We start from the raw sequence: 21,323 nt of genomic DNA, 5'->3' as shown, positions 1-21,323 counted from the left end.
ATGCAGGACTATTCCGCCACGCTCTCCCGGGTCGAAGACTATTTCGACCGCAGCGCCACCAAGGTGTGGGAGCGCCTGACCTCTGATGCGCCGGTAAGCCGGATCCGCCAGACCGTCCGCGAAGGCCGCGACCGGATGCGCGCGATCATGCTGTCGCGCCTGCCCGCCGATCTGCGCGGCTGCCGGGTGCTGGATGCAGGCTGCGGCACCGGGCTCATGACGGCGGAACTGGCGGCGCGCGGCGCGGATGTGGTGGCGGTGGACATCTCGCCGCAACTCATCGCCATCGCGGAGGCGCGCCTGACCGAAGACCTGCGCCCCCGCGTGACCTTCGCGGCAGGCGACATGACGAGCCCCGCACTTGGCCGGTTCGATTTTGTCATGGCGATGGACAGCCTGATCTACTACCGCACGGCCGACATCGCGGCGGCACTGGGAAAGCTGGCCGATCGCACGGCAGGCCACATTACCTTTACCGTCGCCCCGCGCACGCCGTTCCTGATGACCTTTTTCACCATCGGCAAGGCCTTCCCCCGCGCCGACCGGTCCCCCACCATGATCCCGCAGGACTGGCGCGCCATCGCCCGCCACACAGGCGGCGACCTGGGACGCGTCGAACGGGTCAGCCGGGGCTTCTACATTTCCGAATGTCTGGAGTATCGCGCATGATCCTCCGCAAGAAAGACCTGCAACGCTTCACCGCCAACTGGCTGCCCTTCGCGGATGCTGCATCGGAAGGCCTGCCGCTGGCGCAGCTCCTGCGGCTGTCGCTGTTTCAGGTTTCGGTCGGCATGGCGCAGGTGCTGCTTCTGGGTACGCTGAACCGCGTGATGATCGTGGAGCTTTCTGTGCCTGCCATGATCGTGGCAGCGATGATCGCCATCCCCGTTCTGGTCGCACCCTTCCGCGCCTTGTTGGGGCATCGGTCGGATACCTACCGTTCGGCTCTGGGGTGGAAGCGGGTGCCCTATCTCTGGTTCGGCTCGCTCTGGCAGATGGGCGGGCTGGCGATCATGCCGTTTGCCCTGCTCGTCCTGTCGGGCGACCGCACCTTCGAGGTGCCCTATGCGGGCGAGGCGCTGGCCGCCATCGCCTTTCTGATGACGGGCCTTGGCATGCACATGACCCAGACGGCGGGGCTCGCCCTCGCCTCGGATCGGGCAAGCGATGCGACACGCCCGCGTGTGGTGGCACTGCTTTATGTGGCCAATCTTCTGGGCATGGGCATTTCGGCGCTGGCCATCGGGTGGCTGCTGCAGAATTTCGACCCGCTCACCTTGGTCAAGGTTGTGCAAGGCTGCGCCCTTGCCACGCTGGTGCTGAACCTGATCGCGCTGTGGAAACAGGAACGCGTGCGTCCCATGTCGCGGGCGGAACGGGAAGAGCCGCGCCCGCGTTTCCGCGATGCCTGGGCCGATCTGATGGCAGGCGGGACAGCCGGCCGCCTGCTGGTCGTGGTCGTGCTGGGGACGCTGGGGTTCAACATGCAGGATGTCCTGCTGGAGCCTTATGGCGGCGAAATCCTTGGTCTGACCGTGTCGCAGACGACAACGCTGACCGCGATGTCGGCAGCGGGTGCGCTGTGCGGGTTCATGCTTGCGGCACGCTGGCTGGCGCGCGGCGTGGATCCCGTGCGGCTGGCGGCGCGCGGACTTCTGGCCGGTGTCGGTGCCTTCTCGGCCGTCATCTTTGCCTCCCCGCTCGGCTCGACCGCGCTGTTCTATGCCGGGGCGGGCCTGATCGGTTTTGGCGGGGGGTTGTTCGGCATCGCCACGCTGACGATCGCGATGACGATGCCCACCAACGGGCAGGCCGGGGCGGGCATCGTGCTGGGCGCCTGGGGCGCGGCGCAGGCCACGGCCTATGGCATCTCCATTTTCATGGGCGGCGCGATCCGCGACGTGGTGGGCCATTTGGCCGCCTCGGGCCGCCTTGGGGTGGGCCTGTCCGACCCCTCGCTGGGCTACTCCTTTGTCTACCACTTCGAAATCGGGCTGCTCTTTGCAACCCTTGCCGTGCTCGGGCCGATGGTCCGGTTGCGGCCTCTTGCCGACCCGAACCACCCGCAGACTTCCGGCGATGGACGCCTGCGCATCGCCGAATTCCCCACCTGACCCGGAGGACCATCACATGGTAGGTGTCAACTTTTTTGGAAACTTCGATCTGGCCAGCCTTTCCATCTGGCTGTTCTGGGCCTTCTTCGCCCTGCTGATCTACTACCTGCAAACCGAGAACATGCGGGAAGGCTATCCGCTGGAGATGGAGGACGGCTCGCCCGCCCCGAACCAGGGCCCCTTCCCGGTGCCCAAGCCCAAGACCTTCCACCTGCCGCATGGCAAGGGCGATGTCACGGTGCCGTCGGCCGCGAACGAAGCCGCCCATCGCCGTACCGATCTGGCACTGGCCCGCACCGCCGTGTCAGAGGGCTTTCCCCATGCGCCGACCGGCAATCCGCTGGTCGATGGTGTCGGCCCCGCATCCTGGGTGCCGCGGCGGGATGAGCCGGAACTGGATGGCCACGGCCACGCCAAGATCGTGCCGATGGGCCACGCCAAGGGCTTTGTCGTCAGCGCCGGGCGCGATCCGCGCGGCCTGCCGGTGCAGGCGGCGGATAACGAGGTGGTGGGTCGCATCTCGGACATGTGGGTGGACGCGCCGGAACAGCTTGTCCGCTATCTGGAGATCGAGCTGAACTCGGGCGGCAAGCGGCTGGTGCCGATGACGCTGGCCCGCATCTGGCCGGACCGCGTCCGCGTGCGGGCGCTGGCCTCGGACAGCTTCGAGGCGATCCCGCAGACCAAATCCATGACTACTGTCACCAAGCTCGAGGAAGAGAAGATCTCGGCCTATGTGGGCGGCGGTTGGATGTACGACGCCGACAAACGCAAGTTCGGCTTCTGAGAAACGAAGGGGGGCGGCCTGCGCCCGGGCCGCCCCGTCTTTTCCAAACACGGAGGGTCTGAAGATGTCAGACCATGATGATTTCGCCTTCGATGTGGCCCCGGGCATCCCCGCGCCACTGCCCAAAGGGGAGGTGGTCCTCTGGCAGGGCCGCCCTGACACGAACGCCCTTGCCCGCGAGGCATTCAAGATCCGCTGGATCGCTGGCTACATGGCGCTGATCGTGCTGTGGAAGGCGGGCGTCGGCTTCGCCGAGGCAGGGCCGCTTCTCGCGCTAGCGCGCGGCCTGCCCTATGTGGTGCTGGCGCTTGCGGCGACCGGCGTGGTCTGGCTTCTCGCCTGGGCGCAGGCCCGTGCCACTGTCTATACGATCACCTCGGCCCGCGTGCTGATGAAGATCGGGGCCGCCCTGTCGGTCACTTACAATATTCCTTTGGTGCAGATCGGCACCGCGCGGGCCGAGATCGGCCCCAAAGGCACCGGCACGATCGCCATGGAAACGCTGGGCGAAACCCGGCTGGCCTTTGCCGCGCTCTGGCCGCATCTGCGGCCCGGCCATGTGCGGATCACCCAGCCTGCCCTGCGCTGCATCCCCGACGCGGCCCGCGTGGCGCAGATCCTGGCGGAGGCCGCCGAAACGCGGGTGTCCATGCCAGTTGTCACCCGCAGCACCGACGTGACGCACGGCGCTGACGCCGTTGCCGCAGAGTGAGGCAGGAAAGCACCATGAACACGACACGCCAACCCGCCCTGCGCAACCAGAAGTCCGAGATGATCCCCACCGCGCTTGTGCGGGCGATGTTCGCGCTGGCGCTGGCCACACTGGGCATCACCACCATCGCCGTCGTGACCGACCGCCCGACGGTCGGTCAGCCCAAACCTTCGCAGGTTGTATCCTCTCAGGCCATCATCCTTGAAGGCCGGGACGCACAGGCCGTGACCGTGCGCAATACGGACGGCACGGTTCTGGCCGACCTGCCGCATGGCGGGTTCATCACCGTGATCCAGAACGCCATGGCGCGCGAGCGTCTGGTCCACCGGATCGAAGGGAACCCCCCTCTCTACATCGTGCGCTACGCCAACGGCCGCCTTGTCGCAGAAGACCCGGCCACGGGATGGAGCGCAGAACTTTACGCCTTCGGGGGTGAGAACAAAGCCGCGTTTGAACGGCTGCTGGATCAATAAGGGAACCGAACCATGGGACTTTTTCGCAAAGCAAAGGAGCAGGTGCCCTGCACAGTCGAGGTGAGCCATCGCTTCGAAAGCCTGCATGCGCATGTGCGTTTCAACAACGGTGCCGTCGTCCATCCGGGCGACGAGGTTCTTGTGCATGGCACGCCTGTCATGGCCGCCTATGGCGAAGTGGTGATCGAAGAGCGCACCGCAACCATCACCCGCGCCACATGGCTCGAACGGCAATGGACGCGGCTGACCGGCGATCTGGAGTTCATGGAACTGTGCGAATTCTCTTTCTCGGATGAGGTGACGCTATGAACGCCCACGCCCAGCCGCAGCATGACACCACCCATGGCGAGTTGCATGCCGAGCTGTCGGATGCCTTCGACACCACCGCCATGGCGACCGAAACCACGCTTCTCAATCCGCGCTTCTACACCACCGATTTCGACGAGATGGACCGTATCGACGTCACGCCGGTGCGCGCGGAATGGGACAGGCTGATCGCCCAGATGAAAAGCGACCCGAACCGCGGCCATTTCAAGAAGACGGCGGATTGGGACAGCATCGACTGGTCGGCCATGCCCCCTGCCCTGCGGGCAGAGCTGATTGATTTCCTCGTGTCATCCTGCACGGCAGAGTTTTCGGGATGCGTGCTTTACAAAGAAATGAAGCGGCGCGGAAACAACCCCGACATCTGCGAATTGTTCAACTACATGGCCCGCGATGAGGCCCGCCATGCGGGGTTCATAAACGATGCGCTGCGCGAGGCGGGCGTCGCAGTGAACCTTGGCTTTCTGACCAAGGCCAAGAAGTACACCTATTTCCGGCCGAAGTTCATCTACTACGCCACCTACCTGTCGGAAAAGATCGGCTATGCCCGCTACATCACGATCTACCGGCATCTGGAGGCGCATCCCGAACACCGCATCCACCCGATCTTCAAGTGGTTCCGCGAATGGTGCAACGACGAGTTCAGCCATGGCGAGGCCTTTGCCCTGCTGATGCGCACAGACCCCAAGCTGACAGGCAGTTTCACGAACAAGCTGTGGATCCGCTTCTTCCTGACGGCGGTCTATTCGACGATGTGGGTGCGCGATCATGCGCGGGTGGAGTTCCACAAGGCCTTGGGGATCGACATCGACTGGTATGATCAGGAGGTGTTCCGCAAGACATCGACGATCGCGCGGCAGGTGTTTCCGGTGGAACTGGACATCGACCATCCGCGCTGGCTGCCCGGCCTGCGCCGGATGGACGAGGCGATGCGCGACATGGACAAGGCCAAGCGCCAGGGCGGGCTGGGGGGATGGCTGGCCCACAAGACGGCCTCCCTGCGGGCTCTGAGGGCCTTTGCTGGTCTCTATCTGATCCCGGTCAAACACCAGATCCCGCCGGCACAGGTCCGGCTGGAGCCTTCGTATTGACCTTTGGATCGACATATCGCCGCGAAAGCGGTGATTGTGGCCGCGGGATGGGCGCGTCCCACGGCCCGGTGCGGCATCCCCTGCAAAGGGGGTGCCGCACATGACCAACCCATGGCTTGCCGCCGTCATGGCGCTGTTTCTGTGGTGGTTCTCGACCGGCATCATCATCTGGCGCGTCAAGCGCGCCGATCATGAGGGGCGCGATGCACATCTGTGGTCGGTCATCCTTGGCCTTCCGCTTCTGGTGGGCGGTTTTGGCGTGCTGCGCCAAACGCTCGACGATGCCAGCGCGCAAGGGGCCTTTGCCGGTTTTGTCGCGGCGCTGGCGATCTGGGGCTGGATCGAACTGGCCTTCCTGTCGGGCATCATCGCCGGGCCGAACACCCGCCCCTGCCCGCCTTTCGCGCCGATGTGGGAACGCTTCCTGCGCGCCTGCGGCACCATCGCGTGGCATGAACTGGCCCTGATGGGAACGCTGGGCGTTCTGGCGCAGATCAGCGAGGGCGCGACCAACCGCTTTGGCCTGTGGACCTTTGCGATCCTGTTCTTTGCCCGCATCTCGGCCAAGCTGAACCTGTTCTTCGGCGTGCCGCGCATCCATACCGAATTCCTGCCCCGGCCGCTGGCGCATCTGCCAAGCCATTTCCGCGTCGCGCCGATGAACGCGGTCTTTCCCCTGTCCATCACCGCGCTGTCCTTTGCCACCGCCTGTTTTCTGGAACGCCTCTGGTCCGCCACGACGGAAGGCCAGATCATCGGCTTTACCCTGCTTTCCGCCCTGACCCTGCTCGCGCTTCTGGAGCATTGGTTCATGGTCCTGCCCCTGCCTGACCAGAAGCTCTGGCGCTGGATGATCCCATCCAACCGCGCCGCACTGACACCCGCAAATGCCTCGGGCATGACAAGACCCGAAAAGCCACTGACAGTGAGGAAGTGACGACATGGACTTCGACGCCATCTTTCAAGGCCAGCTTGACGCGCTAAAGGCCGAAGGCAACTACCGCGTCTTTGCCGATCTTGAACGCCGCTGCGGATCGTTTCCGCGCGCTGCCAACCACAAGGATGGCACGGTGCGCGAGGTCACTGTGTGGTGCTCGAACGACTATCTGGGCATGGGGCAGAACCAGACGGTTGTGAAGGCGATGATCGAGGCGGTGGAAACCTGCGGAACCGGCGCGGGCGGGACGCGCAACATCAGCGGCACGAACCACCACCATCTGCTCCTGGAACGCGAACTGGCCGATCTGCACGGCAAGGAAGCGGCGCTGCTTTTCACCTCGGGCTATGTGTCGAACTGGGCGGCGCTGTCCACGCTTGGCGCGCGCATCCCCAACGCCGTCATCCTGTCGGATGAAAAGAACCACGCCTCCATGATCGAAGGCATCCGGCACAGCCGCGCGGACAAGGTCTTGTGGAAGCACAATGACTGGCGCGATCTGGACCGCAAGCTGCATGCGGTGGGCGACCGGCCGAAGATCGTGGCCTTTGAAAGCGTCTATTCCATGGATGGCGACATCGCCCCGATCCGCGAGATCGTCGAGGTCTGCGAAGCCCACGGCGCCCTGTCCTATATCGACGAGGTTCATGCCGTGGGCATGTATGGCCCGCATGGCGGCGGCGTGACCGAAGCGCTTGGCCTTGCCCATCGCATCAGCCTGATCGAAGGCACCCTGGGCAAGGCCTTTGGCTGCGTCGGCGGCTACATCACGGGATCGGCCAGCCTGTGCGACTTCATCCGCAGCTTCGCCTCGGGCTTCATCTTCACCACCGCCCTGCCCCCGGCCGTGGCGGCGGCAGCCACCGCGTCGATCCGGCACCTGAAGCAATCCGATGAGGAACGCCGCCTGCAGCGACAGAATGTCGCCCAGTTGCGCGCCCGGCTGGACCGCGCCGGCATCCCGCATCTGGCCAATGACAGCCACATAATCCCCGTGATGATCGGCGATCCCGTCAAATGCCGCATGATTTCCAACATCCTGATGGATGACTGGGGCATCTATGTGCAGCCCATCAACTATCCGACGGTTCCGAAAGGGACAGAGCGCCTGCGCATCACACCCGGCCCCTTGCATTCCGACGCGGATATGGATCATCTGGTCACCGCGCTTGCCTCGCTTTGGCAGCGCTGTGCGGTGGCACATGCGGTGGCTTAGGCAAAAATCTTCACATCCTTTTCAAGAAGACTTGCCACACAGGCCAAACAAACCAGATTAGGCTTCGCAGATAGACCCGGGAGGATATGCCCCATGAAGACCACACTTACCGCCCTCGCCCTGATGTCGTCCTTCGTCGCCGCCCCCGCGCTTGCCGCAGGCGATGCCGAAGCGGGTGCGAAGGTGTTCAACAAGTGCCAGACCTGCCACGTCGTCGCCAATGAGGCGGGCGAGGTGCTGGCTGGCCGCAACGCAAAGACCGGGCCGAACCTGTACGGCGTGGTCGGTCGCGCGGCGGGCACTTACCCCGACTTCGCGTATGGCGAGTCGATCGTGGCGCTGGGCGCCGGCGGCTATACCTGGACCGAAGCCGACCTGGCGGTGTACCTCGCCGATCCGGCAAAGTTCCTGAAGGAAAAGCTGGGCGACGACAAGGCGAAGTCCAAGATGGTGTTCAAGCTGAACAACGAAACCGAAGCGGCCAACGTCGCGGCCTTCCTTGCCACGTTCTCGGCCGCACCGGCAGCCGCTGAAGGCGAAGCCGCACCCGCCGAAGGCGAAGCGACCAACTGATCTGCTCCGAACGGACGATCAACAGGGCCGCCCCCAATCGGGCGGCCCTGACCGTTTTTGGCGAAGCCTAGACCGAAACGGTCGCGCGCAAGGCATCTTGCGACAATTCGGCCTTGGCGCCCTGCAAAGCCACTGCCCCACGCTTGAGCACATAGAAACGATCCGCCAGGCCATAGGCGAAGTCGAAATACTGCTCCACCAGAATGATCGCCATGTCACCCTTGCCGCGCAGATAGGAAATCACGCGGCCGATCTGCTGGATGATGTTGGGCTGGATCCCCTCGGTCGGTTCATCCAGAAGCAGCACCTTGGGTTTCATGATCATCGCACGCGCGATGGCAAGTTGCTGCTGCTGCCCGCCCGAAAGATCGCCCCCCCGGCGATGGCCCATGTCGCGCAGGACCGGGAAAAGATCGTAGATCTCGTCCGGGATGCGATGCTCTGCCTTGGGCAGAAGGGCGAAGGCCGTCTGCATGTTTTCTGTCACGGTCAGCAGCGGAAAGATCATGCGCCCCTGTGGCACCACGGCGAGACCGCGCTGGGCCATGCCTTGTGGCGGCACGCGCGGCACCTCTTCCCCGTCAAGGATGATCTTGCCACCAGACCGGGGATGGGTGCCCGCCAGCGCCTTCAGCAGGCTGGTCTTTCCCACGCCATTCGTGCCCATGACGCAGGTCACCTCACCTGCCCGCGCCTCCATGTCGATCCCGTACAGGATCTGCGACCCGCCGTAATGCAGCGTCAACCCTTCGGTCCTGATCATCACCCGCGCCCCAGATATACTTCGATCACCTGTTGGTTCTTCGTGACATGATCGAGCGAGCCCTCCGCCAGCACGGCCCCCTCATGCAGCACCGTCACCTTGCAGTTCAGGCGGCGCACGAATTCCATGTCATGCTCCACCACCACCACGGCCCGCGTCTTGGCCATCTCGACCAGCAGCTGGGTCGTGTGTTCGCGCTCGGCCAGGGTCATGCCCGCCGCCGGTTCATCGACCAAGAGAAGACGCGGCTCCTGCGCCAGCAGCATCCCGATCTCCAGCCATTGCTTCTGCCCATGGGACAACTCACCCGACTTGCGGGGAAGATGATCCGCCAGCCCCACCTCTTCGGCCAGTGCCTGCACACGGGCGCGGTCGTCGGGTCCTTCCTTCCAGAACAGCACCCGCCACGGCGCGCGCTGCGCCTTCAGCGCCATGGTCAGGTTTTCGGCCACGGTCTGATCTTCGAACACGGTGGGGCGCTGGAATTTGCGCCCCACCCCGGCGCGGGCGATCTCGGCCTCGGACAGCGACAGAAGGGATACCGAACGCTCGCCGAAGGTGACCGACCCTTTGTCGGGACGTGTCTTGCCGGTGACGATATCCATGAAGGTCGTCTTTCCCGCGCCATTCGGGCCGATGATCGCGCGCAACTCCTGCGCGCCGATGGAAAAGGACAGGTTGTTGATCGCGCGAAACCCGTCAAAGGTGACCGACACGCCCGACACTTCCAGAAGCGCGGTCATTTGAGCGCCTCCTTCTCTTGCAGCGATCCGTCCTCGGGGCCAAGTTGCGCGCCCTTGCGATCGGGCGCCATCCTGCCCTGCCAGAGATCGAACAACCCGCCGATCCCCTTGGGCGCGAACAGGGTGACCGCCACGAAGGACAGCCCCAGCAGCACCAGCCACCAATCCACCCAGTTGATCGTATAGAAGCCAAGCGGGATCGACGGGGCGCGCCCGCCCGTGAACCATGACGACAGAAGCGACACGAAAGCCGCGCCGATGACCGCCCCATACAGGCGCCCCCGCCCCCCGATTGCCACCCAGACCGCCAGATAGATCGACGCGATGGGCGCCAGTTCCGCCGGGTTGATGATCCCCGCCTGCGGATAGTAAAGCGCCCCTGCGATCGCCGCGATCACTGCCGTCAGGGTGAAGACAAACAGCTTGTACCCCTCGACCGAATAGCCAAGAAAGCGCACCCGCTGTTCATCATCCCGGATCGCCCGGATGACAGAGCCGAACTTGCCCGACACGAGCCAGGCCAGCAGCACATAGCCCAGTCCCAAGGCAAGCGCCGAGGCCCAGAAGAACCAGATCGACAGATCATCCTGTGATACATCGCCCAGACCCGGCAGGTTCTGCAACCCCGACAGGCCATTATTGCCCCGCAGGCCCGAGTCGTTCTGGAAGAGGTAAAGCGCAAGCGCCAGCGTCATCGCCTGCGTCAGGATGGACAGGTAGACCCCCGTCACGCGGCTGCGGAAGGCAAGCCAGCCGAACGCCAGCGCAAGGCCCCCCGGCACCAGAACGACCAGCGCCATCTGCGCCCAGAATGAATGGGCAAAATACCAGATCGGTGGAAACTCCGACGCCCCGACAACGCCGAAAATCTGCACTGCGATGCCTTGGCTGATTTCTTCCGGCGTGGCGGGAAGGCCGCCCTGTGCCAGCGCCGCGACCACGATCTCTTCGGTCCGGGCATACATCAGCCACATGCCCAGCATGTAGCCGCCCAGCGCGAAAAAGGCCATGTGACCGAGGGACAGGATCCCGGCATAGCCCCAGATCAGATCCATCGCGAGGGCGACAAGGCAAAGGCAGAGCGTCTTGCCGAGCGTCTTGACGAAGGAAGTGGAGATGAAGGCCAGGCCATAGGCCTCGGACAGGACGGTGACGCCCAGCGTGAAGACCGCAAGGATCAGGATGAACCACAGGACAGAGGGGTTTCTGGCCAGAAAGGACCGTTCGACAAAGGTCTGGCGCGTCATGTCAGCCTCGCGCGGGTTGAAGCTGCGGGACCGGGGGTTTCACACCCCCGGACCCCCGTGGGATTTTTGAACAACGGGGAAGCGGCAGGAAGGTCCATCACGCTCAATCCCCCGCTGCGCGGCCCTTGAGGGCGATGATCCCCCGCGGGCGGAACTGGATGAAGAGGATGATGAAGAGGATCATGTAGGTCTGCGCCGCCAGCGTGTTCGACGGATTGAGCCATTCGATGCCCTTTTGCAGCGCGCCGATCAGCGCGGCCCCGGCCAGCGTGCCCCAGATGTTGCCGACGCCCCCCACGACCACGGTCATGAAGCTTTGCACGATGTAATCGGACCCGAGTTCCGAGGTGACCTTGGCGAACAGCCCGATCGCCACGCCCGCGATGCCCGCGATGCCGGAGCCGAGGCCGAAGGTCAGCATGTTGATCCTGTCGGGATTGATCCCCATGCTGGCCGCCATGGACGGGTTCTGTGTGACCGCCCGCACCTCAAGCCCGAGCCTTGTGCGCTTCATCAGCCACAGGAAGAACAACAGGAAGACCATCGCCAGCACGAAGATGGCGATACGGATGTAGCTGATCGACACCACGTCGTTGAATGTCAGCGCCCCGTCGAGCCAGCCCGGCGCCGTCAGTGGCCGCGCCTGCGTGCCGAAGATGTTCTTGGCGATCTGCTGCAGCGCGATGGAGATGCCGAATGTGGCAAGCAGCGTTTCCAGCGGGCGCTTGTAGAGGTGCCGGATCACCAGCCGCTCCATCGCAACGCCCGCCGCGAAGGTGACTGCAAAGGCCAGCGGCAGGGCGATCAGGATGGACAGCGTGTAGTTGGTGACAAAGAGTTGCACCACATAGCCGGTATAGGCCCCCATCATGATGAACTCGCCATGGGCCATGTTGATCACGCGCATCACGCCGAACGTGATGGCAAGGCCGATGGCGGCAAGGAAATAGATCGACGCAAGCGAGATGGCGTCGAGTGCAAGATCCGCCGCCTGCATCGCCCCCACTTTGACCGTGATCGCATCGAGCGCGGTCCGGGCGGCCGATGTCACCAGCGGGTCGGGCTCTTCGTAGACTTCGGCAAAGCGGTGGGCGGCGATCGCGGCGGCCACCTCGGCATCGGTTGCCGCTGCGGGCACCGCCCCTGCCACCTCAAGCGCGGTATAGGCTCGGTCGCGCGCCGCCTGCGTGCCAAGCTCGGCCACCGGGATACCGGCCACAGCCCCATCGGTGATGTTTGCCAAAAGCGCCGCCCGCGCCTCTTCCACCGTCAGGCGGGCCGGGGCCATGCCGGCCGCGACCAGCAGATCATAGGCCTCGACCTCTGACAGGTCTGTTCCCGGCACGATGTTGCGCGCAAGGTTCACGCCTTCGGGAACATCGCCCGCATAAGCGATGCGCGATGTGGCCAGCAGCGGGTTCAGCGCCCCGCGCAGATCAAGCCCGAGATCCGCACCAAAGCCCTGGATGGCCGCCACACGCGCCGCGCTGTCCGGATCGAAGCGCAGGGTGAGCAGCCGTTCCAGCCGCTCCTTCTGCGCCCGCAGCGCAGGGTCCGTCTCGGTTGCGAGCGAAGCGCGCAGGGGTTCGAGATGCGCCTCTTCGGGGTCGCGCGCGATGGAGGTGAGCGCATCGGCCCGACGCGCCGGATCAGGATCGGACAGGGTGAACTGCACCAGCGCCGTCGCGATCAGGCCGCGCACCCCGGCATTGGGGCGCAGCTCGACCACATCCGCCCGTGCCGCCGTGCCCGCATCAGTGCCGCTGAGATCGCGCAGGATCCAGCCGTCCGCGCCGGCCTCGATCAGGAAAAAGGCGCCATCCGCCTTGCGCAGGCCCAGCCCTTTCTCCGCCCATGCCGCCAGCACGGTGGCGGCGACAGGATCGCCGCTTGTGGCGAGGGCCTCGATCACCGGGGCGATCTTGGCGCGGGTCGGCTTTTCGATCAGCGCGCGGTTCTCGTTCAGGATATCGGTCGCCGTGGCCTGCGCCTGCGCAAGGCCCGGCAGGGCCAGCAGCAGCGCCGTGGCGAGGGATAAAAGGATTTGTCGCATCACACCCTGCGGCAGAAAAAGGGGAGGCCGGATCATCCGGCCCCCCGCATGTCACGTGCGATCAGTAGTTGGACTTGATCTGCACGCAGGTTTTCGTCTCGGTGTTGTACATGCCGCAGTCCAGTTCGGCCCAGTCGGACTCCAGCACCGCCGATTCCGGCAGGAAGTCGGTCCATGCGTCGCCCGGCACGGGTTCGGTCTGGCTGATGATGTCGAACTGGCCATCTGCCCGGATCTCGCCGATCAGGACCGGCTTGGTCAGGTGATGGTTGGGCAGCATCTTGGCGATACCCCCGGTCAGGTTCGGCACCTCAAGGCCATACATCGCCTCGCGCACGGCATCCACATCGGTGGTTCCGGCCTTTTCCACAGCCTGCACCCACATGTTGAAGCCGATCACATGCGCTTCCATCGGGTCATTCGTCACGCGCTCCGGCCCGGCGAAAGCCTTCCACTTTTCGATGAAGGCGGCATTTTCCGGCGTGTCGGCCGACTGGAAGTAGTTCCACGCGGCGAGATGGCCGACGAGGTTGGACGTATCCAGACCCGACAGTTCCTCTTCGCCGACCGAGAAGGCGACGACGGGGATTTCATCCGCCGAGACGCCGGCCGCGGCCAGTTCCTTGTAGAAGCCGATATTCGCATCGCCGTTGATGGTGGAGATCACGCCCACCTTCTTGCCATCCGCGCCCAGCGCCACCACGTCGGCCACGATCTTGGACCAATCGGAATGGCCGAAGGGGGTGTAGTTGACGAAGATGTCTTCCTTGGGGATGCCCTTGGAGATGAGGTAGGATTCAAGGATGTTGTTCGTCGTGCGCGGATAGACGTAATCCGTCCCGAGCAGGGCGAACTTCTCCACCCCCAGTTCTTCGAGGAAATAGTCGGTGGCCGGGATCGCTTGCTGGTTCGGCGCGGCGCCGGTGTAGAAGACGTTCTTGGACGACTCTTCACCTTCATACTGCACGGGGTAGAACAGCAGGCCGTTCAACTCTTCGATCACCGGCAGCACCGATTTGCGCGACACAGAGGTCCAGCAGCCGAACATCACATCCACGTTCGACACGGTCAGCAACTCGCGCGCCTTTTCGGCAAACAGCGGCCAGTCCGACGCCGGATCGACGACGACCGCCTCAAGCTGCTTGCCCAAGAGCCCGCCCTTGGCGTTCTGCTCTTCGATCAGCATCAGCATGGTGTCCTTGAGCGTCGTCTCAGAAATCGCCATCGTGCCCGACAGCGAATGCAGGACGCCCACCTTGATCGTTTCCTCCTGCGCCAGTGCGGCACCGGCAAGGGCCATGCCCATCGCACCGCCCAGCATCATCCCCTTGATCCCGTTCATACGGTTTATCCTCTCTCGAGGCCGCCCGAAGCCATCCCTTCCCATTCCGGGCCGGGGTCACTATCTTCGTGCGGCAACTCTGGTTGCACCCCGTGCGGCGGGGGCGGACTTCCACATCGAAGCCCCTGCCGCACATCTTATCTTTCACGCGCCACACAGGGCCCGCAGGGGAAGAAGACTGCCTCTGCCGCGTTGCGGCAACGCAGGACCGCATGGGGGCCGGGCGCGGGTGGTGAAACGCCCTTGGACAGCCTGATTATTGCGCATCTGCAGCGTTCACGCGGAGAAAACAGGCAACGAAAATGTGACAGAGCCGCGACTCAGGCCGGTTTCTGGCGAGAATGGGTCGAAAACGTGAAGGGCCGGGGACACCAGATCCCCGGCCCTTCATCCGATGCGGCAGGGATCAGGCGCGCAGATGCAGCCCGCCCTCGCGTTCCAGAAAGGCCACGATCTCGGCGATGCCGTGGCCCTGCCTCAGGCGGGCCATGACATAGGGGCGGCTGCCCCGCGCCCTTTGGGTATCGGCCTCCAGCAGGGCGACATCGACACCGACATGGGGCGCAAGATCCGTCTTGTTCACCACCAGAAGATCAGACCGCGTCACCCCCGGCCCGCGCTTGCGCGGAATGTCCTGCCCGGCGGCGGTGTCGATGACATAGATCGTCAGATCGGCAAGTTCCGGGCTGTAGGTCGCGGCCAGATTGTCGCCCCCACTTTCGATCAGGATGAGGTCCAGATCGGGAAAGGCGCCGCGCAGATCGGCCACGGCGGCGAGGTTGATGCTGGCATCCTCGCGGATGGCCGTATGAGGGCAGCCGCCGGTTTCCACCCCCCGTATCCGCTCCACCGGCAGGACCTGCGCCCGCATCAGATATTCCGCATCCTCGCGGGTGTAGATGTCATTGGTGATCACCGCCATGGAACAGCGGGCCGCCAGCGCGCGGCACAGCTGTTCTGTCAGGGTCGTCTTGCCCACGCCGACCGGGCCGCCGATACCGACGCGCAAGGGGCCATTCCCGCTCATGTCTTGAAGATCCTCACATCCATTCCTTCATGCCGCAGGGCGGCCAGATCGGCCCCCAGCGCGGCGCTTTCGATCGCGGTGATCCCCTGCGCGGCCGCCCCCTCGGCGAGGGTTTCGATCAGCGGATGCAGGGCTGCAAGGGCCGCCTGCCCCTCATTCTGGCCCAGCGGCACGAAACGCACCGCGGCAGAGACAAGGTTCGACGCGAAGGCGTGCAGATACAGCGCGATCACCTGCGCCTTGGGCAGACCAAGGGTCCGCGCCGCCGCTCCCACGGCCACCGGCAGGGGATGCGCCTCTGCCGCAACGCCCGTTACCGCCGATACTGCCCGGGCGAAAGCCGCACCCTGTTCGGACGTCTCGCGCAGCCGTTCAGCAGATGGCTGCAGCGCCACGGCAAAGGCCCCGAGCGCCGCGTGATCTGCCCCCGGTTCGAGCGCCGCCGACAGCAAAAGCGCATCCTGCCGCCCGGCCCCGAAACGCAGGACATCGGACAGCCACCGCTCCAGTTCCGCGCCTGACCGGATCGCCCCGTCATGGATGACCTGCTCCATCCCATGCGAATAGGCGAACCCGCCCGTCGGAAAGGCGGGCGAAAGCCATTGCACAAGGGTCATCAGCGCGGCGGTTGTCATTCGTCGGGCAGATCCGGCTCATCGGCATCGACGCGATGCGAGGCATGGTGCTGCACCTGCAGACCCGATACGGAATGCGACAGGGAAAAGACATGCGGCACATGCCCCCCGCCATGCGACGGCCCATGATCGTGCCCCATCGTGCGCCCGTGCCCATAGGCCCCGCCTTCGGGCGAGAACGGCTCCATCGCATGGCTGACCGAGGCACCGAGTTGCACCAACATGGCCTTGAGCACATGGTCATCACGGATGATCAGACGATCCTCCTCGATCTGGCAGGGGGTGTGGCGGTTGCCGATATGCCAGGCCAGACGGGGCAGATCGCCCCGGATCACCAGCACCGGCTCTGCCGCCGCGACCACGGCGATCAGGCGCCCATCCATCAGTTCAAAGCAATCCCCCGCCTCGGCGCTGGTGGTTTCGGGCAGGTCGATCATCACGCCGCGATCCGACGCCGTCATCAGCCGCTTGCGGCGCAGGAAGCGTTCGTCATAGCCCAGCACCACCCGGTCGCAGGGGGTGCGGTCCAGCAGGGCCGCGCGGCGGATCAGGGCATGGGCGGGGGGATAATCGGTCATCGGTCGCATCCTTCTGGGTGTCGGCGGATCGGGCAAAGTCTATCAATTCCGCCCTGTCACGTCGTCACCGGTTGTTAAGGCCTGCATGCAAATCTGACGACATGGAATGGAGGTTTGCGATGCACATGATATCCCTTGCCGACGAACTTGCCGAAATCCGGGCCGAGATCGCGCGCCTGAAGCTGCGCGAGGCGGCGCTGCGCGACCGCATCCTTGCCGCCCCTGCGGCCGCACGCCTGGGACGCTGGCACCGGGCAGAGGTGAGCGATCACCTCGTGCGTCGGTTTGATCTGTCGCTGCTGCCTGCGGCGATCAGTGAAAACCCCGCCTTCTGGCGCGAGACGGTGCAGACCCGGGTGGCCACAATCGCGTTGACGGGCCGCACCGCGCGGCCGGGCTGGCCGATCCGCCGCGGCGACGGGCAGGCCGCGATGCACTGAACGCTGGCAGAGGCCACCGTTCGCCCGTCCCTGCCCGGGGTTGCCCTGACCAGCCATTCCTTGCCTTGCCCCGGCCTCAGAACAGGAAATAGCGCTGCGCCAGCGGAAGTTCGCGGGCAGGTTCGCAGGTCAGAAGCACGCCATCGGCGCGCACCTCATAGGTTTCGGGGTCAACCTCGATCTGCGGGGTCGAGCTGTTCAGGCGCATGTCGCGCTTGCCGATCCCGCGGCACCCCTCCACCGCCAGCGTTTCCTTGGCCAGCCCGTATTGCCCCCGCACATCTGCCGCCTGTCCGGCCTGGCTGACAAAGATGACGGCGTTGCGTTCGACGCTGCGGCCAAAGGCGCCGAACATGGGGCGGGTATGCACCGGCTGCGGCGTGGGGATAGACGCGTTGGGATCGCCCATCTGCGCCACAACGATGGCGCCGCCGATCAGCACCATTTCGGGCTTTGCCCCGAAAAAGGCGGGGGACCACAGCACCAGATCGGCGCGCTTGCCCTCTTCCACGCTGCCGATATGGCGCGACAGGCCATGCGCGATGGCAGGGTTGATCGTGTATTTGGCGACGTAGCGGCGGACGCGCAGATTGTCGTTTTCGCCCTGCTCGCCTTCCAGCCGCCCGCGCTGCACCTTCATCTTATGCGCCGTCTGCCAGGTGCGGGTGATGACCTCGCCCACCCGCCCCATCGCCTGACTGTCGGACGAGATCACCGAAAACGCCCCGAGATCATGCAGGATATCTTCGGCCGCGATGGTTTCGCGCCGGATGCGGCTTTCGGCGAAGGCCACATCCTCGGGCACCTTGCGATCGAGATGGTGGCAGACCATGAGCATGTCGAGATGTTCTTCGATCGTGTTCACGGTGTAGGGCATGGTCGGGTTGGTCGATGACGGCAGCACGTTCTGGCTGCTGACGACCTTGATGATATCGGGCGCATGCCCGCCGCCCGCGCCTTCGGTGTGGAAGGCGTGGATGGTGCGGCCGCGGATCGCGGCAAGGGTGTTTTCGACGAAGCCGCTTTCGTTCAGCGTGTCGGTATGGATCATGACCTGCACATCCATCGCATCGGCCACGGTCAGGCAGCAGTCGATGGCGGCGGGGGTTGTGCCCCAATCCTCGTGCAGTTTCAGGCAGGACGCCCCGGCGCGCACCTGTTCCTCGATCGCGGCGGGCAGCGAGGCATTGCCCTTGCCCGCGAAGGCGAGGTTCATGGGAAAGGCATCCGCCGCCTGCATCATCCGCATGATGTGCCAAGGCCCCGGCGTGCAGGTGGTGGCAAGCGTGCCATGCGCGGGGCCGGTGCCGCCGCCCAGCATGGTGGTGATTCCGGAATGGAGGGCGTCGTCGATCTGCTGGGGGGCGATGAAATGGATATGGGCATCCATCGCGCCTGCCGTCAGGATGCGCCCCTCGCCCGCGAGGATCTCGGTCCCAGGGCCGATGATCACGTCTACCCCGGGCTGGGTATCGGGGTTCCCGGCCTTGCCGATCTTGGCGATGCGCCCGTCGCGCAGGCCGACATCGGCCTTGTAGATGCCGGTCCAGTCCACGATCAGGGCATTGGTGATGACCGTGTCCATCGCGCCTTCGGCGCGGGTCAGCTGGCTTTGCCCCATGCCGTCGCGGATGACCTTGCCGCCGCCAAACTTCACCTCTTCGCCGTAGCGCCGGGCATTGGCCCCTTGCGCGGACCGCTCGGCAATCAGGTCGCGCTCCACCTCGATGATCAGGTCGGTATCGCCAAGGCGGACCTTGTCGCCCACGGTCGGGCCGTACATGTCGGCATAGGCTGCGCGGGACATCGCATAGGGCATGGGGTCAATCCTTCATGGGTTGGGCTGCGGATCCGCGACTGTGGGACCGCCGCGCGCCGTCGGGCGCGCAAATGTTTGCTTGGCCGGCTTGCGGCATCCACCACATCCCCATCTGCCAGACAGAACTGGCGATCTGGCGCTGCATCTCGATCATCCCCAAGGTTGCGGCCATCTGCCAGCGAAGCAGGTCAAGGGGTGTCATCGGTCGGTCCTTCCCCGGTCACGGTGAACCTGTCATCCACAGGCACTTGCAGGGCGGTAGCCAGCGCGTTGGTCTGGGTGGCCATGGCGATCACGGCCATCAACTCGCCTTGCTGGGCATCGGTCATCCCCTTGGCCCGCGCCGCCGCCGTGTGGGAATGGATGCAGTAGCTGCAGCCATTGGTGACCGATACGGCGATATAGATCATCTCCTTCACCAGCGGATCGAGATGGCCCGGACCCATCACCACCTGCAGCCGTTCCCATGTCGCGCGCAGGAGGGCGGGATCGGCGGCAAGCGCGCGCCAGAAGTTGTTGACGTAATCGGTGTTCCGCTTGGCGCGGATGTCGTCGAACACGGCGAGGGCATCAGCCCCCGCCGCCTTGTCCGAAAGGATCGGCACAACGGCCATCAGACGACCGCCATCACGCGCGCCGGGCCGCCCGTGCCGGTCTTGTGCTTGGGCGCGCCGATGAAGACGGTGGCCCCGCTGGCAGGCAGGCCATCCAGCCCGGCAAGGTTTTCGATCCCGAAGCGCCCGCCGGGCAGCCAGCTGAAATGCACGGCGAAATCGGCCGAATTCCCGGGATCGAGCGACAGGGTATCCACCCCGATACAGGCCGCATCCATCCCCGCCAGCATATCGGTCGCCGCCTTGGAGAAGCCCGGGAAGGCGAACTTGCCCTCGGCGTCGTTGCGATAGGACGGATCGCCCACCTTGGCCGCCCAGCCCGAATTCATGGCCACGCAGGCCCCGGCAGGGATCGCGCCATTGGCCGACACATAGGCCTCGATATCGGCGGGTTCGACCATGGCGTTCGGGTCCTCGGCCGCCTTGGCCTTGATGTCGATGATGCAGAGCGGGCAGACCAGCCGCTCGGGCGCCAGATCGGCGACCGAGGTGCCATCTTCGGTAAAGTGCAAGGGCGCGTCGATATGCGTGCCGGTATGTTCGAAGATCGTGAGCTTCCAGAGCTGATAGCCGGAATCCGCGAATTTCACGGCCGGTTCATAAAGGATGCCGGGGTTGCCGTCGAAGGTGGGGAAGGCGCCATCATAGGCGTGGGTCAGATCGACCACCCGCCCCGCCGCCTGCGCCAGTGCCGGACGCGCCGCTGTCAGGCCAGAGGCGAGGGCCGCCGCCGTGGTGGCCGCCGCCCCGGTAAAGAGTGACCGGCGCGACAGCATGGATTGCTTGACCGACTCGATAAGGCAGGTGTCACACATTCTATCCTCCTGATTTTCCGAGATGTTCCGTGCCGCTTTGGCCGGTGTTGCGGACCCTGTCCCTTGGCCCGTGGATCAGCCTTTCACCCCGTCTGCCCCTGCGTCAAGCAAAGCTAGAGCGGCCCCATTACCCGGGCGTTGAAGCCATAGACGCGCCGCGCGCCGGAAAGCGGCACCAGCCGCACCTCGCGGCTTTGCCCCGGCTCGAAACGCACTGCCGTTCCGGCGGGAATGTCCAGCCGCAGGCCATGGGCGGCGGCGCGATCGAAGGACAGGCCGGGATTGGTTTCGGCAAAGTGGTAGTGGCTGCCCACCTGTATCGGGCGGTCGCCGGTATTGGCCACCATCAGGACCACGGCTTCGGCATCGGCGTTCAGAAGGATGTCGCCTTCGGCGGGAAAGATCTGTCCGGGGATCATCATCCGCCTCCTTCAGCCAAAGACCAGCGACAGACCGGCCAGCGCCACGCCCGCGCCGATCACCCGCACCACCCGGCGCGCGGCGGGCGCCTGCAGCGCCCAGCCGAGGGCAAGCCCTGCCAGATGCAGCCCCAGCGTCGCCAGCGCGAACCCTGCGGCATAGGCGGCAAAGCCGCTTTGCCCCGCCTCGGCCCCGTGCGCATGGCCGTGGAACAGGCCAAACGCCGCCACCCCGGCCGCCGCCACGGCCACAGGCACCCGCAGCAGCAGCGCCGCTGCCACGCCAAGAAGCACGACCGAGGCCATGATCATCGGCTCCACCCCCGGCAGGGGCAGGCCGGCAAAGCCCGCCGCCCCGCCCGCCAGCATCGCACCCACAAAGGCCAAAGGCAGCGCCCAGACCGCCCGCCCCCCCAGCATGGCCGCCCAAAGACCGACGGCCACCATCGCCAGCAGATGATCGGTCCCGCCAACAGGGTGGCCAAGACCAGCCGCAAAGCCAGAGGCATGGCCCCCCTCATGCGCGAACAGGGCGGACGGGGCGGCGATAGCCAGTGCGGCAAGGGCGGAAAGCAAAGGTGTGGATCGCATGATGGCCCTC

At 65.1% G+C, this 21,323-nt stretch carries 24 protein-coding genes; 11 read left to right on the top strand and 13 right to left on the bottom strand.

Annotated features, from left to right (window positions below; genetic code table 11):
• The 10 genes from bchM (at position 1) to GU920_RS11955 (ending at position 8,227) form a co-directional block, all read left to right on the top strand.
• The gene (gene bchM / locus GU920_RS12000; protein ID WP_161767239.1) at positions 1-669 is read left to right on the top strand and encodes a magnesium protoporphyrin IX methyltransferase; all 669 of its coding nucleotides are present in this window, start codon (positions 1-3) and stop codon (positions 667-669) included.
• Positions 666-2,114: a PucC family protein gene (locus GU920_RS11995; RefSeq protein ID WP_161767238.1), complete on the top strand. Its 1,449-nt coding sequence runs from the start codon at positions 666-668 to the stop codon at positions 2,112-2,114. The genes bchM and GU920_RS11995 overlap by 4 nt, the downstream gene beginning before the upstream one ends.
• Positions 2,115-2,130: 16 nt before the next feature.
• Positions 2,131-2,901, top strand: coding sequence for a photosynthetic reaction center subunit H (gene puhA / locus GU920_RS11990; protein WP_161767237.1), 771 nt, complete (start codon positions 2,131-2,133; stop codon positions 2,899-2,901).
• A 64-nt stretch (positions 2,902-2,965) separates the two neighbouring features.
• Entirely contained in the window at positions 2,966-3,613 is a 648-nt protein-coding gene (gene puhB, locus GU920_RS11985) for a photosynthetic complex putative assembly protein PuhB (protein ID WP_161767236.1), read from the top strand.
• Positions 3,614-3,627: 14 nt separating this feature from the next.
• Positions 3,628-4,086: a photosynthetic complex assembly protein PuhC gene (gene puhC / locus GU920_RS11980; RefSeq protein ID WP_161767235.1), complete on the top strand. Its 459-nt coding sequence runs from the start codon at positions 3,628-3,630 to the stop codon at positions 4,084-4,086.
• A 12-nt stretch (positions 4,087-4,098) separates the two neighbouring features.
• A complete protein-coding gene (locus GU920_RS11975; protein WP_161767234.1) occupies positions 4,099-4,395 on the top strand; it encodes a hypothetical protein in 297 nt (98 codons plus the stop codon).
• Between the two features lie 80 nt (positions 4,396-4,475).
• The gene (gene acsF, locus GU920_RS11970; RefSeq protein ID WP_235933279.1) at positions 4,476-5,501 is read left to right on the top strand and encodes a magnesium-protoporphyrin IX monomethyl ester (oxidative) cyclase; all 1,026 of its coding nucleotides are present in this window, start codon (positions 4,476-4,478) and stop codon (positions 5,499-5,501) included.
• A gap of 100 nt (positions 5,502-5,601) precedes the next feature.
• The gene (gene puhE, locus GU920_RS11965) at positions 5,602-6,438 is read left to right on the top strand and encodes a putative photosynthetic complex assembly protein PuhE (protein WP_161767232.1); all 837 of its coding nucleotides are present in this window, start codon (positions 5,602-5,604) and stop codon (positions 6,436-6,438) included.
• Between the two features lie 4 nt (positions 6,439-6,442).
• A complete protein-coding gene (hemA, locus tag GU920_RS11960) occupies positions 6,443-7,654 on the top strand; it encodes a 5-aminolevulinate synthase (RefSeq protein WP_161767231.1) in 1,212 nt (403 codons plus the stop codon).
• A gap of 93 nt (positions 7,655-7,747) precedes the next feature.
• Positions 7,748-8,227, top strand: a complete 480-nt coding sequence (locus GU920_RS11955; RefSeq protein WP_161767230.1) for a c-type cytochrome — start codon at positions 7,748-7,750, stop codon at positions 8,225-8,227.
• Positions 8,228-8,294: 67 nt separating this feature from the next.
• Here GU920_RS11955 and urtE read toward each other — a convergent pair whose 3' ends face one another.
• The 8 genes from urtE to GU920_RS11915 form a co-directional block, all read right to left on the bottom strand.
• Positions 8,295-8,990, bottom strand: coding sequence for an urea ABC transporter ATP-binding subunit UrtE (gene urtE / locus GU920_RS11950; RefSeq protein ID WP_201744093.1), 696 nt, complete (start codon positions 8,988-8,990; stop codon positions 8,295-8,297).
• On the bottom strand, positions 8,990-9,733 hold the full coding sequence (gene urtD, locus GU920_RS11945; RefSeq protein ID WP_161767228.1) for an urea ABC transporter ATP-binding protein UrtD: 744 nt from the start codon (positions 9,731-9,733) through the stop codon (positions 8,990-8,992). Before urtD ends, urtE begins: the two co-directional genes overlap by 1 nt.
• Positions 9,730-10,980 carry an urea ABC transporter permease subunit UrtC gene (gene urtC / locus GU920_RS11940; protein ID WP_161767227.1) on the bottom strand — a complete coding sequence of 417 codons (1,251 nt, stop codon included), beginning with the start codon at positions 10,978-10,980 and terminating at the stop codon, positions 9,730-9,732. The genes urtD and urtC overlap by 4 nt, the downstream gene beginning before the upstream one ends.
• 103 nt (positions 10,981-11,083) lie before the next feature.
• Positions 11,084-13,033, bottom strand: coding sequence for an urea ABC transporter permease subunit UrtB (urtB, locus tag GU920_RS11935; protein WP_161767226.1), 1,950 nt, complete (start codon positions 13,031-13,033; stop codon positions 11,084-11,086).
• A gap of 61 nt (positions 13,034-13,094) precedes the next feature.
• Entirely contained in the window at positions 13,095-14,375 is a 1,281-nt protein-coding gene (urtA, locus tag GU920_RS11930; RefSeq protein WP_161767225.1) for an urea ABC transporter substrate-binding protein, read from the bottom strand.
• Positions 14,376-14,781: 406 nt separating this feature from the next.
• Positions 14,782-15,402 (bottom strand): urease accessory protein UreG, encoded by a 621-nt coding sequence (ureG, locus tag GU920_RS11925; RefSeq protein ID WP_161767224.1) that lies wholly within the window; start codon positions 15,400-15,402, stop codon positions 14,782-14,784.
• The gene (locus GU920_RS11920; RefSeq protein WP_161767223.1) at positions 15,399-16,037 is read right to left on the bottom strand and encodes an urease accessory protein UreF; all 639 of its coding nucleotides are present in this window, start codon (positions 16,035-16,037) and stop codon (positions 15,399-15,401) included. Before GU920_RS11920 ends, ureG begins: the two co-directional genes overlap by 4 nt.
• Entirely contained in the window at positions 16,034-16,615 is a 582-nt protein-coding gene (locus tag GU920_RS11915) for an urease accessory protein UreE (protein WP_161767222.1), read from the bottom strand. Before GU920_RS11915 ends, GU920_RS11920 begins: the two co-directional genes overlap by 4 nt.
• A 119-nt stretch (positions 16,616-16,734) precedes the next feature.
• Between GU920_RS11915 and GU920_RS11910 the strand changes: the two genes are divergently transcribed.
• Positions 16,735-17,055 carry a hypothetical protein gene (locus GU920_RS11910; protein WP_161767221.1) on the top strand — a complete coding sequence of 107 codons (321 nt, stop codon included), beginning with the start codon at positions 16,735-16,737 and terminating at the stop codon, positions 17,053-17,055.
• Between the two features lie 76 nt (positions 17,056-17,131).
• Here GU920_RS11910 and ureC read toward each other — a convergent pair whose 3' ends face one another.
• From ureC to GU920_RS11885, 5 genes are all read right to left on the bottom strand, one after another.
• Positions 17,132-18,874 carry an urease subunit alpha gene (gene ureC, locus GU920_RS11905; RefSeq protein ID WP_161767220.1) on the bottom strand — a complete coding sequence of 581 codons (1,743 nt, stop codon included), beginning with the start codon at positions 18,872-18,874 and terminating at the stop codon, positions 17,132-17,134.
• Between the two features lie 188 nt (positions 18,875-19,062).
• The gene (locus GU920_RS11900) at positions 19,063-19,488 is read right to left on the bottom strand and encodes a carboxymuconolactone decarboxylase family protein (protein ID WP_161767219.1); all 426 of its coding nucleotides are present in this window, start codon (positions 19,486-19,488) and stop codon (positions 19,063-19,065) included.
• A complete protein-coding gene (locus GU920_RS11895) occupies positions 19,488-20,303 on the bottom strand; it encodes a cyclase family protein (protein ID WP_161767218.1) in 816 nt (271 codons plus the stop codon). The genes GU920_RS11900 and GU920_RS11895 overlap by 1 nt, the downstream gene beginning before the upstream one ends.
• Before the next feature lie 113 nt (positions 20,304-20,416).
• Positions 20,417-20,722 (bottom strand): urease subunit beta, encoded by a 306-nt coding sequence (locus tag GU920_RS11890; RefSeq protein WP_161767376.1) that lies wholly within the window; start codon positions 20,720-20,722, stop codon positions 20,417-20,419.
• Positions 20,723-20,734: 12 nt separating this feature from the next.
• Positions 20,735-21,313 (bottom strand): HupE/UreJ family protein, encoded by a 579-nt coding sequence (locus tag GU920_RS11885; protein ID WP_161767217.1) that lies wholly within the window; start codon positions 21,311-21,313, stop codon positions 20,735-20,737.
• Positions 21,314-21,323 lie beyond the last annotated feature (10 nt).

The organism is Paragemmobacter ruber, from assembly GCF_009908315.1.
Classification (GTDB): Bacteria; Pseudomonadota; Alphaproteobacteria; order Rhodobacterales; family Rhodobacteraceae; genus Paragemmobacter; species Paragemmobacter ruber.
The sequence above is the reverse complement of the archived record's forward strand: the minus strand, read 5'-3'. Positions and strand labels throughout refer to the sequence as shown.

Bases quoted from the DNA above. Each gene is read 5' to 3' on its own strand.
- bchM (WP_161767239.1), top strand. From the start codon at position 1: ATGCAGGACTATTCCGCCACGCTCTCCCGGGTCGAAGACTATTTCGAC.
- GU920_RS11995 (WP_161767238.1), top strand. From the start codon at position 666: ATGATCCTCCGCAAGAAAGACCTGCAACGCTTCACCGCCAACTGGCTG.
- puhA (WP_161767237.1), top strand. From the start codon at position 2,131: ATGGTAGGTGTCAACTTTTTTGGAAACTTCGATCTGGCCAGCCTTTCC.
- puhB (WP_161767236.1), top strand. From the start codon at position 2,966: ATGTCAGACCATGATGATTTCGCCTTCGATGTGGCCCCGGGCATCCCC.
- puhC (WP_161767235.1), top strand. From the start codon at position 3,628: ATGAACACGACACGCCAACCCGCCCTGCGCAACCAGAAGTCCGAGATG.
- GU920_RS11975 (WP_161767234.1), top strand. From the start codon at position 4,099: ATGGGACTTTTTCGCAAAGCAAAGGAGCAGGTGCCCTGCACAGTCGAG.
- acsF (WP_235933279.1), top strand. From the start codon at position 4,476: ATGGCGACCGAAACCACGCTTCTCAATCCGCGCTTCTACACCACCGAT.
- puhE (WP_161767232.1), top strand. From the start codon at position 5,602: ATGACCAACCCATGGCTTGCCGCCGTCATGGCGCTGTTTCTGTGGTGG.
- hemA (WP_161767231.1), top strand. From the start codon at position 6,443: ATGGACTTCGACGCCATCTTTCAAGGCCAGCTTGACGCGCTAAAGGCC.
- GU920_RS11955 (WP_161767230.1), top strand. From the start codon at position 7,748: ATGAAGACCACACTTACCGCCCTCGCCCTGATGTCGTCCTTCGTCGCC.
- urtE (WP_201744093.1), bottom strand. From the start codon at position 8,990: ATGATCAGGACCGAAGGGTTGACGCTGCATTACGGCGGGTCGCAGATC.
- urtD (WP_161767228.1), bottom strand. From the start codon at position 9,733: ATGACCGCGCTTCTGGAAGTGTCGGGCGTGTCGGTCACCTTTGACGGG.
- urtC (WP_161767227.1), bottom strand. From the start codon at position 10,980: ATGACGCGCCAGACCTTTGTCGAACGGTCCTTTCTGGCCAGAAACCCC.
- urtB (WP_161767226.1), bottom strand. From the start codon at position 13,033: ATGCGACAAATCCTTTTATCCCTCGCCACGGCGCTGCTGCTGGCCCTG.
- urtA (WP_161767225.1), bottom strand. From the start codon at position 14,375: ATGAACGGGATCAAGGGGATGATGCTGGGCGGTGCGATGGGCATGGCC.
- ureG (WP_161767224.1), bottom strand. From the start codon at position 15,402: ATGAGCGGGAATGGCCCCTTGCGCGTCGGTATCGGCGGCCCGGTCGGC.
- GU920_RS11920 (WP_161767223.1), bottom strand. From the start codon at position 16,037: ATGACAACCGCCGCGCTGATGACCCTTGTGCAATGGCTTTCGCCCGCC.
- GU920_RS11915 (WP_161767222.1), bottom strand. From the start codon at position 16,615: ATGACCGATTATCCCCCCGCCCATGCCCTGATCCGCCGCGCGGCCCTG.
- GU920_RS11910 (WP_161767221.1), top strand. From the start codon at position 16,735: ATGCACATGATATCCCTTGCCGACGAACTTGCCGAAATCCGGGCCGAG.
- ureC (WP_161767220.1), bottom strand. From the start codon at position 18,874: ATGCCCTATGCGATGTCCCGCGCAGCCTATGCCGACATGTACGGCCCG.
- GU920_RS11900 (WP_161767219.1), bottom strand. From the start codon at position 19,488: ATGGCCGTTGTGCCGATCCTTTCGGACAAGGCGGCGGGGGCTGATGCC.
- GU920_RS11895 (WP_161767218.1), bottom strand. From the start codon at position 20,303: ATGTGTGACACCTGCCTTATCGAGTCGGTCAAGCAATCCATGCTGTCG.
- GU920_RS11890 (WP_161767376.1), bottom strand. From the start codon at position 20,722: ATGATCCCCGGACAGATCTTTCCCGCCGAAGGCGACATCCTTCTGAAC.
- GU920_RS11885 (WP_161767217.1), bottom strand. From the start codon at position 21,313: ATGCGATCCACACCTTTGCTTTCCGCCCTTGCCGCACTGGCTATCGCC.